Genomic DNA, 12,929 nt, shown 5'->3' on the forward strand with positions numbered 1-12,929 from the left:
TTGTTTTATTCTCCCGGTTCAAATCGGGCTTCAGTTTAATACCCGGTAAGTTATATGGAAAAATCCAGCCCCAAAGCCTTAGGTGGCTTTTACCTGACACGCTGGGCAGCCTGTGTCCCACTAATGATAATGGTGGTTCCCGCCATTATCTTGAGTCTGAAAGGTGTCTTGTCTACGGATATCATGATTGCCGGTGGGGTTGTTGGACTGATGCTGGGGTCGCTTTTGGCAAAGCGAAAAAAAGAGTACTGGAACCAGGTTACTCACGCCCTGGGTGATCAAACCGGTTTGCTGGTATTCGCTCTGTTTCTTATTGTCGGTATTTACAGCAAGTTGCTGGTCGAAGCTCAGTTGGCCCAAGGGTTAATTTGGCTGGCAGGACAATTGCAAGTCGGTCCGGCTTTGTTTGCACTGTTTATTTATGTGGTTTGTTCCGTGCTGGGAACGGCCATGGGCACTTCGGTGGGCATTGTGCTGATCATGACTCCGGTACTGTTTCCTGGAGCCGTAGCGCTTGGGGTGCATCCGGTCGTGGCTGCTGGTGCGATTCTCAGTGGTGCCGCTACCGGCGATCACTTTGCGCCGGTGTCGGACACCACCATCATTTCCAGCGGCACCCAACATTATAAATCAATGGATCGCTGTGCCGAGGTAGGCGAGGTGGTCAGGGCGCGTATGCGCTATGTCATTCCGGCTTTTCTTGTCTGTTGTGTCCTTTATGTCATCGTTGGCAGCTTGACCGCCCAGCCTGCCATTGACACGGTCAATAGCATGGTCGGTGAAGCCAATCCCATGGGATTGATTATGCTGCTGCCGATGTTGGCGGTGATCATTACCGCCATTGCCGGGCGCTCCGTATTTGAGGCTTTGACCTACGGCATTTTGGCTGGTTTGTTATTGGCGATCGGCTTTGACTTGATCAGTTGGCACCAGGTATTTTATGTGGAAGGCCGACAGCTCAAGGGCATTGTAGTTGAAGGTGTGGTGCAAAATTTGGAGACCGTTGTGATGATCCTGCTGATGATGGGCGCCTACGGTGTGATGCGAGCCTACGGTGTGTTGGAAGCGATTGTTACCAGCCTGAAAAGCAAACTGGGTAAAACGCCACGATCCACGGAGCTGACGCTGTTTGGTATTGGTTGGCTGTTAAATTTTGTGCTGATTGGCTTGGTGGCGCGAGTGACGGTGGTGGCCGGTCCTATCTTTGATGAATTGGGTCGCGCTCAGAATCTCCACCCCTGTCGGCGCGCCAACCTTCTCGATGGCGTAGCCAACAGTTTTAGCTTTGTGGTGCCATGGCATATTTGGCCGCTGTTTATGATCATGACCATTACCCCTTTGTTGGAGCTCTATCCATACCTGCAGGTACCGGGGCCGACCGACTTTATTTACAGCACTTTTTATCCACTGATAATTTGGGTGGTGATGTTGTTTGCGGTTATCACTGGTTATGGTCGGAAATTTGAAGGACCTGACGGCAGTGCGGTGGCGAGTGATGTCGTGAGCGCTGCCCCGGCACAGGCCATACCTGAAAAGTAATTCACCCGGAAGGAAGTGGAGCGCTGCAACTTGTACGACACCGGCGCCTACGTGCAATTGATCGCGATGGAGGTGCGGCTAGCAACAATGGCAGGCTCGCCTTGAGAGGATGAAGCGCGGTGAATTTAATCCTGGTTTTGTACCATTTTTCATACACCTTGATCGAATACTGAAAGAGATACATGCCGCGGGCGTGCCTGTGACTGCGGGTACGGACACCCCTATCGGTTTGAATATCCCGGGTGAAAGCTTGCTTCGAGAATTGGAATTACTTGTTGCCAAGGGGTTTTCACCTCAAGAAGCGCTCTATGCGGCGACCATCGAGCCGACCCACTTTTTTGGCTTGCAAGATAGCAAAGGGCAGATTGCAGAGGGCATGGAGGCGGATTTGATCTTGCTGCGTGCCAATCCACTGCAGGATATTTCTAATCTGAGAGCTATTGAAAGGGTTATGTCCAATGGAACTTGGGTACGGTAATCAACCGTGAACCGTGAACTCTGTCCATAGCGGCGCTCATTTTATATAAGTCACTCGGGTTTGAGTATGCTTTAAATACATGGATGGACTTTAAAGTGGTGAGGCAACGATTTTCTGAAGTAACTGTCTTATTTAACGTGACTCCCGTGCCGAGCTTCCTTAGTGTCCGCTCCCTACAACGCATCCGTAGCTCAGCTGGATAGAGTATTCGGTAAGACCCTCATCAGGTGGATTCGGCGCGTCCATGCGCCTCGCCCTTCGGGCTTCTTCGAAGTCCCAATTTGATCCTGCCAAATTGGTCGATTGATTGCAAAGCAATCAAGACCGCCGAAGCCGCCCGAAGGGTGTTTAAAGTCTCAAGGCTTTATCGTGGCAAATTCGTGACAAACTCCTGAAGTTTGCTCTCAGTGCGTTCTTGTCAGTGCTTTCCTCAGGGATTATTGGCAACCCAGTTGCCGCAGGCTTTCTCCATAATCTGATTACTGTTGCCCTGCAGGGCCTTAATGCGACTGGCGCGATCACACTCCCATTGGGCGACTGGATACATTCTGTCCCAGGCTTCCATTAACTGCCGTGTTTTCCGTGACATGGAAAAGTGAGAGTAGGTGGCATCCATATAGAGGTAGGTGCGGGCGATGCGGCCACGGGCAGACTCCGGCGGCTCTGCTTTTCGGTTTTCAATCTTCATCGCGCAGCTGCCAAAACTGGCAGAGGCGTGGGGCAGCAGGGTAAAGGTGTAATTGCTGCGCAGAGCATTGACCGCGCCTATGGCGGGAAACAGGTTATACATGTCCGCCTGCATCAGACGATACTCCGGTACAACTTTCTCTGCACAGCGGCGGCCTTTGTACGGTTTTCCCTTGCTGGTGACGCATTGAGGATCACCTTCGCGCCAGGCGGCAAAACTGCGACCGAAGTTTTCTGCGGGCACCACATGTTCCCATTCGATACGCTTGGCGCGTCTCAATTGTTTGGATGTGGTAAAACCCAGAGGAGGGATGACCTGTTTGTCGAGTGTGTAGTCAGCATCGCAATAGAGGGTTTTGTTGCGACCCAAATACACTTCAGTCAGTAGCAAGCGCTTGGCTTTGCTGAAGGATTCGTTATGGGTATTGCCAGTAGCAAATGCCTGGCAACAGATCAGGCAAAGAAGGGGAAGAAGTAATTGACGCATGCACATCCAGTTCTTGTAGATTTATGCGCCAATGGTATTGGTACTTTAGCATGTGTTCAATGTTCTGTTCTGCATTTAGCGGATCAGTTTACGTTTTCAGGTCTTCCTTCAGTGGATTTTCAATAAATAGCTGGGGCAGTTAGAGGTTGAGAGGTTTCCAAAGGGGGTGTTTGACCATAATTCTCTGAAAACGAGACGAATCCAAAAAGTACTGCAGCCAGCGTTGCAGATGTACGTGGTCTGTAGCGTCAAACCAGTCTTTATCGACAAACGCACACTGGCGAACAAACGGGAAGATGGCATTGTCGGCCAGGCTTTCGCTGTCGCCGAGCAGGTAAGCGGTCTGTCCCAATTGCTGATTGAGCTGGGCAAGAAAGGTTTCGCAGTGGCTGCGATAGTGTTCTGCGGGGTGTTCGGGGTAGCCTACAGAGTATTTGTATTTATCCAGCCATGGCTTGAACTGATGATCGTTGGTATCGATCCAGTCATCGATAAGAGTCTGCTGCTGGGGGGATAGGCCGTAATACCAGGTGTCTCCATCGCTCTGTTGCAGGGCCCACATCATCACATCGCGACTTTCATCGATCACAGTGCCGTCAGCAAGAACCACTACGGGCACCGTGCCTTTGGGGGAGGCCTCAAGCATGGCTGCGGGTTTGTCTTTCAGCAGGATTTCCCGGTGCTCTACGAGCACGCCACTGTAGGCGATGGCCAGTCTGGCGCGCATGGCATAAGGACAGCGACGGAAGGAGTAGAGGATGGGTAATTCAGACGACATATCAAAACAGCGGGTTGAGGATTAGAACCATGCAATGGTAACACAGGCCTAGGTCAGCGGCAGGATCTGCAGTAACATGCCCCGTTATTGGGTGGTCTATATCTGGAGAGAGTTATGATGAAAATAGTTGCGGCAGTCATGGTCGCATTTCTGGTGATCTTTGTGGTGCAGCGCGCTATTGCCGGCAAGGATGTGTGGAAAGAAAATCTGGCGCAGGGGGCCGCCTTTCTGCAGGAAAACAAAACCAAAGACGGCGTGATAACGACGGCATCCGGTCTGCAGTACATTGTCCTCAAAGAGGGGAATGGTGTCGATAAACCGGGGCCCAGGGATAAGGTAACCGTGCATTACCATGGGACTTTGCTGGATGGTACGGTGTTTGACAGCTCAGTAGAGCGTGGTCAGCCCATTGAGTTTGGGGTTTACCAGGTGATCAAGGGCTGGCAAGAAGGGCTGCAATTGATGTCCGTGGGTGAAAAGGTTCGCATGTTTATCCCCAGTGAGCTGGCTTATGGTAATCGCGCCGCAGGTCGATTGATCACTCCGGGATCAACGTTGATTTTCGATGTGGAGCTGCTGGGTATTAATTGATCAGTCAGTTTTGGTGGGCAGGCTGTGATCCGTTGCCCGCAGCGTTGACCTGTTATGAAAAAGAGCCTGTCTACGGTTGGGTAGCAGGCTCTTTTTTTGTGCGTGTTTCATGGCTTTATATCGGTTAAATCCTGCTAGTGCGCAGCAATACGCCCCTGTTTGAAGCATTTTCCCTGCTTTTTTCAATCTTTCGGTGCTTTCCTGTTTTTCTTCGCCAGAGGCTCAATTAAGGCTTGAGCCATTACTTCATATCTAGAATAATCCTTCGGGTTTAGTCCTCGCCTGATGGTTGGGGTAAGTTATGCAAGTTGAGGAATAGATTATGAGGTTGATGCGTCTGGGATTGGCGGTGTTCTTGAGTGCGATGGGGCTGATGGCTCATGCAGACGAAGCACCGGTTCTGAATGTTTACAACTGGACGGATTACATCACCGACGAAGTGCTGCAACAGTTTGAGCGCGAAACGGGCATTGAGGTCAATTATCAGACCTACGAAAGCAACGAAGAGCTTAACCGAAAACTGGCTTCATCATCAGGGGAGCTGGATATCATTGGTCCCAGTGGCGAATTCTTGCCAATGCATGCCCGCAAGGGAGCATTGTTGCCGCTGGACTTTTCCAGGCTGCCCAATATGAATAACCTGGATAAAAACCTGCTGGAAAAACTGGCGGTTTATGATCCTGACAATCAGTATGCCATCCCGTATTTGTGGGGTAGCGTAGGCATTGGCTACAACGTCGATAAAATTCGTTCACAGCTGGGCAGTGAGGAAGCTCTGGCGACCTGGGGCAGCTTTTTTGACCCGGCGTTTATGGCGCAGTTTTCAGATTGTGGAATTAATTTGCTGGGCTCCCAGGAAGATATTTTTGATATCAGCCTGAAGTATTTGGGGTATGACCCCAACAGCCAAAAACGTGCAAACCAGTACCAGGTTGCCAACCTGCTGGCAAAGATTCGTCCCTATATCTCTTCGTTTGATTCCAGTGACTACATCGACCAGCTGGCCAGTGGCGATGTGTGTGTCACCCTGGCCTGGAGTGGTGATGTGGATTTGGCGAGAGAGCGTGCCAAAGAACTGAACTCCAATGTGAAACTCAATTACGTGATTCCCCAGGAAGGCACGGCACTGTGGGTCGATACCTTGGCCATTTCGGCAAACGCCAAACACCCGCAAAACGCGCACAAATTCCTCAATTTTCTAATGCGTCCGGATGTGATTGCGAAGGTCTCCAACTATGCCCGTTACGCCAATGCCAACGAGCAGGCAACTTCACTTGTGGATGAAAGAATGACCAGTGATCCCAATATTTATATGCCGCCAGAGAAGATCTCTCACACCTGGATGAGCTACGCCCAGGATGCTGAAATCCTGGAGCTGCGTGAGAAGCTTTGGTCCCGTCTGGTGGTGAAGCGTTTTCAGGACTGAGTGATTTTCAGCGCGCCTGAATGAGTTTAACGGTGCTCAATGTCCAGGCGCTTGATTAGCCGCAACAGGTTGCTTCGGTCTACGCCCAGCAAACGTGCGGCGGCCGAGACATTATTGTCGGTCAGCGACAGTGCTTGACCGATATGTTGCCGTTGAAAGTCTTCGGTAGCTTCTTTCAGGTTTCTCTCGAGCGTTTGTGTCAGTTGAGCCGTTGCCGGTTGCTCTTGCTGGTCAGTGTTGATTTCCAGACCCAGATGTGAGGGTAGAATGGTCACAATCCCTTTTGTACCGGTGCTACCTTTGTGTATTCCTTTTTGTTGGCTGCCAGCTTTAAGTGCCGCCCGGCTGAGCAGATGCTCCAGCTCTCTGACGTTACCGGGCCAGGTGTATGCCATCAGTGCCCGCTTGGCGGCTCGATCCAGTGTCAGCTTTCGCAGATTTAGTCGGTGCTGGTCTCGCTCCAGAAAAAATTCTGCCAGCATCAGCACGTCTTGTTCCCGCTCGCGAAGCGGGGGCACCGTTACCGGGTAAACACTCAGCCGGTGGTACAGATCGGCGCGGAAGCGTCCCGCTTTGACTTCTTCTTTTAAATCCCGGTTGGTGGCGGCAATGATTCTCACATCCACTTGTATGGGGGTGTCGCTACCAGCTCTTTGTATCTCGCCTTCCTGTAAGGCGCGCAAAAGTTTGGCCTGAGTGGGTAATGGGAGTTCGCCGATCTCATCAAGAAACAGGGTGCCCCCGTCTGCCAGTTCAAAACGACCCGTGCGATCTTTGTCGGCTCCGGTAAAGGCACCTTTTGTGTGACCAAACAGTTCAGCTTCTGCCAGTGTTTCGGGTAATGCCGCGCAGTTGATTTGTACCAGAGGCTGATTAAATCGATCTGACTGCAGGTGCAGCCTGTGAGCGATATTTTCCTTGCCGACGCCGGTTTCTCCCTGAATCAATACCGTCAGCGGAGTGGGGGCCACGGTTTCAATATCTTTGAGCAATTGTGCCATTGCCGGACTGTTGCCAATGATGTCCTTGCCGCTCAGGTCACGGTTCAGTTCAGCGGTCACGTCGTAACCGTGGCTCAGTTGTTTCTCCAGCAGATTGATGCGCTGTACTGCTGTGATTACTGAGCGGGTCAGTGCGATGGCCGCTTGCTGTTGCTGCGGATCGACGTTGTCGAACTGGCCGGGGCGCAGTGCGTCCAGTGTGATCACTCCCCAGGGTTTCTGGTTGATGTGCAGGGAAATTCCCATGCAGTCATGCACATGCAGTTGATGGTCCGGGGTTTCAATCAGACCGTCATAGGGGTCCGGCAGTGTTGAATCGCTGTCGAAGCGGACCAGATGGCGACTGGAAAGTATCTGGTCCAGTCGCGGGTGCTGTCCGAGCTTGAATCGCCGGCCACGGGCTTCAGGAGACAGCCCCTGAAAGGCCAGGGGCTCGAGGTTGTCGTGGTTCAATTTCAGAAGTGCTATGGCATCACAGGGAATGGCCTGACGAATGGCTTGCAGCAATCGTTGATAGCGTTCCTGGCTGGGGAGCTGCTGGGCCAGATCTTCAATTACGTCGATATAGTGTTCAATAGTCATGATGTCAAAAGTACCTCGAAGAGGTTTATTTGACAACAAGTAAGTTGTTGTCAAATTGACTTAGGTTTGCTGTAGCCCACTGAAATCAAAGGGGTAAAGCTGGCACAGATGTTGTTATCACTCAGGTGTACACAATCACTTTTGCAAAGGAAAGGCTATGTTAACCAACGACCAAATTGCCATTATCAATGCCACCGTCCCCGCAGTGGGAGCCCATGCGCGCGAGATTACCGATTGTTTTTACCCGCTGATGTTTGAACGCTATCCGGAGGTGAAAGCCTTCTTTAACGAGACGCACCAGGCTCAGGGTGCGCAGCGTCAGGCGCTGGCGAATGCGGTTGTGGCTTACGCCAAAAATATTGAACGGTTGGAAGCTCTGGGCGATGCGGTCAGTCTGATTGCACAAAAGCACTGTTCACTGGGGATCCAGCCGGAACACTACCCCATTGTGGGCGAGTGTCTGATGGCCGCCATTGGTGAGGTTCTGGGTGAAGCGGTTACCGAAGAGGTGGCTGACGCCTGGGGAGCGGCTTATCAGCAGTTGGCGGATATCCTGATCGGTGTGGAAGCCAATATCTATCAGGCCAACCGTGAGCGTTGCGGTGGCTGGGTTGGCGATAAAGTGTTCAAGGTTGTAAAGAAGGTTCAGGAGAGTGATGTGATTACGTCCTTCTACCTGCAGCCTGTAGAAGGCGAGGGTCCGATCGAATTCACTCCGGGACAATACATCACCCTGATTCTGGACATTGACGGTGAAACCGTGCGCCGCAACTACAGTCTGTCTGATGCGCCAGGCAAACAGCAGTTACGCATCAGTGTAAAACGAGAAGAGGGTGGTCGGGTATCCAACTACCTTCATGGTCGGGTCGAAGTGGGCAGTGAACTGCGAGTGACTGCACCCTGTGGCGATTTTGTGCTGCAAGACAGCCAGCGTCCACTCTTTCTGGTGACTGGTGGTGTGGGTATTACACCCGCGGTGAGCATGCTCAATGCCGCAGTGGCCAGTGGTCGTGATATTCATTTTATTCACAGTGCGATCAATGGCAGCCATCACGCGTTTAAGGCTCAGGTGGATGAACTGACCGGAAAACACTCAAATCTGAAAACCTGTTATGTCTATGAAAAACCTCAGCAAAGCGATGAGCCGCATTACGAGGGGTTTCTGAATCGCGAAGTGCTGGAGGAGCGATTGCCGGAAGATCGTGATGTTGACTTTTATTTCCTCGGTCCCAAGCCTTTTATGCAGGCTGTGAACGGTTTTGCCAGAGAGTTGGGCGTTCCACAGAATCAGGTTCGCTATGAATTCTTTGGGCCTCTGCAGGAGTTGTAAGGTTTGGTTAGAGGGCGCGGGAATCAGTCAATCTTCTTTAACTTTTGAACGGTAGAGTTAACAGGCTCTATACCCTGTGGCTTTTTGGGGTGAGAGATTGTTATGATCAGCATCCGCTGTTTGAGTCATTATGGCTGAAACAGCGGCTACATAATTACCGGAGAAGAGATAATGATCGGCTACGTAACATTAGGTGTTAGTGATATGGAGAAGGCCAAGGCCTTTTACTGTGACCTGCTGTCTGACTTTGGCGCAACAGTACAGTTTGATGGTGGTCGTATCGCCATGATCGGTAAGTCCATGGCAGAACCTATGATTTCCGTGTGTATTCCTTATAACGAAGAGGCTCCAAGCGCCGGTAATGGCACAATGGTGGCACTGCCAGCGGAATCCAAAGAGCAGGTGGACAAGCTGTACCAGAAAGCCATTGAGTTGGGTGCTACCAGTGAAGGTGAGCCGGGTCAGCGTATTCCGGATATGTTCTATGGTGCTTATTTCCGTGATCCGGATGGCAACAAACTGGTTTTTTTCGTGTTTGGTTAAACATCGATTCGAGCACGATTGAAAACAGCACATAAAAAAACCGGCTAAAGCCGGTTTTTTTATGTCTTTTGTTATCTGCTTGGGATGCCTTTATATATTCATCAGTATGGGTGGTCTGTATCTGGTTCAGCTCATATACTGTGGACAACGACCCATTGTAGATGCCTTATGTCTCAACCTAGTAATCTCGGCTGGCTTTTCAGTTTTGTCACTCCACATCGTATGTCAGTCATTGGGGTTCTGTTGCTGTCAGTGGTGGCGACAGGCCTGTCTTTATTGCAACCCTGGATCACCAAGCTGCTGATCGATGATGGCTTGATCGCGCAGAACTTCACTGTGTTGGCGTGGCTGTGCGCGGCTATGGTGCTTCTCAGTTTTTGTTCCAGCCTGCTGGGTGGTTTTAATCAGCATTATTACACTCAATTGTCTGCCAGAGTTTTATTTTCGCTTCGTGGATCTGTCTATCAGCACCTGCAAACATTGTCGCCTGACTTTTATGCCCGACGATCGCGGGGAGATCTGTTAAGTCGTATTAATGGTGATGTGGCAGAAATCCAGAGGTTCGCGACGGATGGTTTGCTGGCATCGTTTAATGGGGTGCTGGCACTGCTGGGAAGTCTGATTCTTCTTGTGAGCCTAAGCCCCGTCTTATCGCTGTTTGCGTTTGTGTTGTTGCCGGTGCAATTGGTGTTTTTAAGCTACATGCGACCTCGTATCGAAAGGCAGACACACGTCATTCGTGAGCATACGGGTAAGTTAGGAGACTTTTTTGTGTCGACCTTGTCGTCGATGAAGTTCATTCAGGCGACCAATGCTCAGGAGCGTCAGAAGCACCAGCTGGACAGTCTGAGTGATGGCTATCTTAAGAACTTGTTGCGACTGAACTTGCTCAATTACACAACGTCTGGAGTACCAGGCCTGTTGCTGGTCATCAACACCTCTTTGATTTTTCTTTTGGGGGGGTATTGGGTGATTCAAGGTGAATTTACCCTGGGGACATTGATGGCATTCACCATGTACCTTGGCAGGGCTACAGGGCCTGTTCAAACATTGCTGGGGCTGTATGTGGCGAGTCGCCGGGCTAAAGTCAGTCTGGATCGTGTCAGTGAAATGATGCAGGCAGCACCGGCAGTGACAGAGCCCGAAAGCCCGAAGTTTCTGGATGAAAAAAGCCCGGCAGACATAGTGTTCCGAAATGTTGCCTTTTCTTACCCTGAAGCAGCACAGCCGGTATTAAAGGATGTGAACTTAACCATACCCGAAGGCAATAAGGTGGCAATTATCGGGGATTCTGGCGCCGGGAAATCAACAATTATTGATCTGCTGCATCGGCACTGGGATCCCAATGTCGGGTCTATTTCTCTCGGCGGTATAATGCTGCGGGATTTGTCTCTGATGCAGCTTCGTCAGTATGTTGCTGTGGTGAGCCAGGAAACTATCTTGTTTGCGGGGTCTATTGCAGAGAATATTAAATTTGCCAACCCGCAGGCCAGTGATGAAGCCATGATTCAGGCAGCCCAACAGGCCCAATTGGATGGGTGGATTCGCCAGTTGCCTGAAGGTTATGAGAGCCATATTGGCGAGCAAGGGCGCCTGCTGTCTGGAGGTCAACGTCAACGTTTGTCCATTGCCCGAGCCTTGCTGCAGGAGCCAAGGGTGTTAATCCTGGATGAAGCAACCGCAAGCATTGATGAGGAAACCGAGCGGGCTATTATTGATAGCGTGGATCAGTTGTTTTCCCACTGTACTCGTATTGTGATTAGTCATCAGGCGGGACCGTTGAGGGATGCGGATCAATGGTTCAGACTGGAAAATGGCCAGCTCCGATCCAGTAATGCACGGTGAGCGACATGGTAAAAATAGGAGTTTTGGACAGTGGAGTGGCGCCTGAGCTTGAATCTAAAGTGGTTCAGAGTCACTCCTTTGTCATGGGGGCAGACCATAGCCCTGCAGATATTCTGGGGCATGGGTCCTTGATATCAAGAGTCATCAATCAACAGTCTGATGATATTCAATTTGTCATCGGAAAAATTTTTGACCGGCGCCCGGTGACCACCGCACAAACGGTTTCCGATGGTATTGACTGGTTGGTTCAGCAAGGCGTACAGGTGATTAATCTGAGTCTGGGTTTGCCTCATGATCGTGAATGTCTAAAGTATGCGGTTGAGGCGGCGGCACAAGAAGGTGTGGTGGTGGTGGCTTCGTCCCCAGCCCGTGGGAAGGGGGTGTTTCCTGCAAGCTATCCGAGGGTAATCAGTGTAACGGCAGATATTCGTTGCCGACCGGGTGAGTTCTCTTTCCTGGGCACACCTCAGGCTGAATTTGGTGCTTGTGCTTATCTGTGTCGAGACTCTCAGGATTTCAGGCAGGAGGGCGGAGCCAGTATTGCAGCGGCCTATGTGAGTGGATCACTGGCTCGCTACCTGGTCGAAGGGGTTCCTGTCAGACAGGTGGTACACCACTTTTCTGAGCGCTGCCAATATCAGGGTAAGGCGCTCCATCCTGTTCCGAGACTCTGATCCATTTCATACGCGTTGCAGTGTGTTTTGTGATGCCTCAGTTTTTACTTACAGAGTAAATTTCCCGGAGGCCAATAATTTACTGTCTGCGTTTTTGGCTAGGTTCAGAAAGCTATATTTAGCAATATTAATCATATTTTGAGCCAGTGGGTGGAAGGGCTTATTGTTGCCAATAAACGGCGTCAATCCTTCCATTGAAGCCGAAATGAATAATGAAACCTGTGTGCGTTCATCATCATTTAATTTGGGATTCAATTCGGCCACCAGAGCGTTAATATCCTGCCTCGCTTTTCCATACAGATCATTCATTCGCTCTGCCACAACGCTGTCGTGATTGGACATGGCCCATAACTCGGGGAAGAAGTTTGTGGTTTCCGGCGTTGTGATGTCTTCAATGATAAAAGTGATGATTTCCAGCAAGCGATCTTCTGCAGATTTGTCCTGTTGCTTGCGGATGGTTTCAAAGTATTCCAGATAGCCTGAAATGACATTTTCCAATAAGTTGGTGATCAAATCCTTTTTCGTGGGGTAGTAGTAATGCAGGTTGCCTATGGTGATGCCTACGTTTGAAGCAATTTTTCGCATGCTTAATCCAGCGTAGCCATGGTTGATCAAAATGTCGGTAGCGGCTTGCAAAATGTTCTCAATACGCTCTTGTCCTTTCAGGTAGGTCCCTGTTTCTGGCCGGTGCAACTGTTTGAATTCTTTCATGTTTTATCTCTCTTATTATCTTGAAACGCTCCATGATCTGATCTTCCCAACCGTATATTTCATGGAGACAAATTTAGGACGATTGATCAATTCTTATTGCTGAATGATCCTTAGATCAAGTTTTTTATTGCGCAGTTTCAAGTAATAACTGCAATTCCGTTACGCAGCGAGCAAATCCACTCGCTGCCCCATAAATAATTCGTTTGGTGATCGACAGCCCCTTGTCTTTCTGGGACGATTGTTCAGCCGATCCATTA

12 protein-coding genes are annotated in these 12,929 nt (G+C 50.5%); 8 read left to right on the forward strand and 4 right to left on the reverse strand.

What is annotated here, in order from left to right; genetic code table 11:
* The first annotated feature begins 54 nt into the window (after positions 1 to 54).
* Positions 55 to 1,539, forward strand: a complete 1,485-nt coding sequence (locus tag KOI40_RS14055) for a Na+/H+ antiporter NhaC family protein (protein WP_216098160.1) — start codon at positions 55 to 57, stop codon at positions 1,537 to 1,539.
* A 109-nt stretch (positions 1,540 to 1,648) separates the two neighbouring features.
* Positions 1,649 to 2,017: an amidohydrolase family protein gene (locus KOI40_RS14060; protein ID WP_216098161.1), complete on the forward strand. Its 369-nt coding sequence runs from the start codon at positions 1,649 to 1,651 to the stop codon at positions 2,015 to 2,017.
* 430 nt (positions 2,018 to 2,447) lie between these two features.
* On the opposite strand, the gene KOI40_RS14065 is transcribed toward KOI40_RS14060, so the two are convergent.
* Positions 2,448 to 3,191, reverse strand: coding sequence for an endonuclease (locus tag KOI40_RS14065; protein WP_216098162.1), 744 nt, complete (start codon positions 3,189 to 3,191; stop codon positions 2,448 to 2,450).
* Positions 3,192 to 3,330: 139 nt separating this feature from the next.
* A complete protein-coding gene (locus tag KOI40_RS14070; protein WP_216098163.1) occupies positions 3,331 to 3,969 on the reverse strand; it encodes a glutathione S-transferase in 639 nt (212 codons plus the stop codon).
* A 114-nt stretch (positions 3,970 to 4,083) separates the two neighbouring features.
* Here KOI40_RS14070 and bamJ point away from each other — a divergent pair, with 114 nt between their 5' ends.
* Positions 4,084 to 4,560: a BamJ family beta-barrel-assembly machinery protein gene (gene bamJ / locus KOI40_RS14075; RefSeq protein ID WP_304504225.1), complete on the forward strand. Its 477-nt coding sequence runs from the start codon at positions 4,084 to 4,086 to the stop codon at positions 4,558 to 4,560.
* 322 nt (positions 4,561 to 4,882) lie between these two features.
* Entirely contained in the window at positions 4,883 to 5,986 is a 1,104-nt protein-coding gene (locus KOI40_RS14080; RefSeq protein ID WP_216098164.1) for an extracellular solute-binding protein, read from the forward strand.
* Positions 5,987 to 6,012: 26 nt separating this feature from the next.
* Here KOI40_RS14080 and norR read toward each other — a convergent pair whose 3' ends face one another.
* The gene (gene norR, locus KOI40_RS14085; RefSeq protein WP_216098165.1) at positions 6,013 to 7,569 is read right to left on the reverse strand and encodes a nitric oxide reductase transcriptional regulator NorR; all 1,557 of its coding nucleotides are present in this window, start codon (positions 7,567 to 7,569) and stop codon (positions 6,013 to 6,015) included.
* Between the two features lie 157 nt (positions 7,570 to 7,726).
* Between norR and hmpA the strand changes: the two genes are divergently transcribed.
* The 4 genes from hmpA (at position 7,727) to qhpE (ending at position 11,961) form a co-directional block, all read left to right on the forward strand.
* Entirely contained in the window at positions 7,727 to 8,899 is a 1,173-nt protein-coding gene (gene hmpA / locus KOI40_RS14090; RefSeq protein WP_216098167.1) for an NO-inducible flavohemoprotein, read from the forward strand.
* 171 nt (positions 8,900 to 9,070) lie between these two features.
* Positions 9,071 to 9,442 carry a VOC family protein gene (locus KOI40_RS14095; protein WP_216098168.1) on the forward strand — a complete coding sequence of 124 codons (372 nt, stop codon included), beginning with the start codon at positions 9,071 to 9,073 and terminating at the stop codon, positions 9,440 to 9,442.
* A 168-nt stretch (positions 9,443 to 9,610) separates the two neighbouring features.
* On the forward strand, positions 9,611 to 11,287 hold the full coding sequence (locus KOI40_RS14100; protein WP_216098169.1) for an ABC transporter ATP-binding protein: 1,677 nt from the start codon (positions 9,611 to 9,613) through the stop codon (positions 11,285 to 11,287).
* Between the two features lie 5 nt (positions 11,288 to 11,292).
* Positions 11,293 to 11,961, forward strand: coding sequence for a subtilisin-like serine protease QhpE (gene qhpE / locus KOI40_RS14105; RefSeq protein WP_216098170.1), 669 nt, complete (start codon positions 11,293 to 11,295; stop codon positions 11,959 to 11,961).
* Between the two features lie 48 nt (positions 11,962 to 12,009).
* Here qhpE and KOI40_RS14110 read toward each other — a convergent pair whose 3' ends face one another.
* Positions 12,010 to 12,672, reverse strand: coding sequence for a TetR/AcrR family transcriptional regulator (locus tag KOI40_RS14110; RefSeq protein ID WP_216098171.1), 663 nt, complete (start codon positions 12,670 to 12,672; stop codon positions 12,010 to 12,012).
* Positions 12,673 to 12,929 lie beyond the last annotated feature (257 nt).

The sequence above is a fragment of the Pseudomaricurvus albidus genome (assembly GCF_018863235.1).
GTDB classification, from domain to species: Bacteria; Pseudomonadota; Gammaproteobacteria; order Pseudomonadales; family Cellvibrionaceae; genus Pseudomaricurvus; species Pseudomaricurvus albidus.

What these genes read in the sequence shown, in the direction of transcription:
- KOI40_RS14065 (WP_216098162.1), bottom strand. Translation starts at nt 3,191, where the DNA reads ATGCGTCAATTACTTCTTCCCCTTCTTTGCCTGATCTGTTGCCAGGCA.
- KOI40_RS14095 (WP_216098168.1), top strand. Translation starts at nt 9,071, where the DNA reads ATGATCGGCTACGTAACATTAGGTGTTAGTGATATGGAGAAGGCCAAG.
- bamJ (WP_304504225.1), top strand. Translation starts at nt 4,084, where the DNA reads ATGATGAAAATAGTTGCGGCAGTCATGGTCGCATTTCTGGTGATCTTT.
- KOI40_RS14100 (WP_216098169.1), top strand. Translation starts at nt 9,611, where the DNA reads ATGTCTCAACCTAGTAATCTCGGCTGGCTTTTCAGTTTTGTCACTCCA.
- qhpE (WP_216098170.1), top strand. Translation starts at nt 11,293, where the DNA reads ATGGTAAAAATAGGAGTTTTGGACAGTGGAGTGGCGCCTGAGCTTGAA.
- KOI40_RS14055 (WP_216098160.1), top strand. Translation starts at nt 55, where the DNA reads ATGGAAAAATCCAGCCCCAAAGCCTTAGGTGGCTTTTACCTGACACGC.
- KOI40_RS14080 (WP_216098164.1), top strand. Translation starts at nt 4,883, where the DNA reads ATGAGGTTGATGCGTCTGGGATTGGCGGTGTTCTTGAGTGCGATGGGG.
- hmpA (WP_216098167.1), top strand. Translation starts at nt 7,727, where the DNA reads ATGTTAACCAACGACCAAATTGCCATTATCAATGCCACCGTCCCCGCA.
- KOI40_RS14060 (WP_216098161.1), top strand. Translation starts at nt 1,649, where the DNA reads ATGAAGCGCGGTGAATTTAATCCTGGTTTTGTACCATTTTTCATACAC.
- KOI40_RS14070 (WP_216098163.1), bottom strand. Translation starts at nt 3,969, where the DNA reads ATGTCGTCTGAATTACCCATCCTCTACTCCTTCCGTCGCTGTCCTTAT.
- norR (WP_216098165.1), bottom strand. Translation starts at nt 7,569, where the DNA reads ATGACTATTGAACACTATATCGACGTAATTGAAGATCTGGCCCAGCAG.
- KOI40_RS14110 (WP_216098171.1), bottom strand. Translation starts at nt 12,672, where the DNA reads ATGAAAGAATTCAAACAGTTGCACCGGCCAGAAACAGGGACCTACCTG.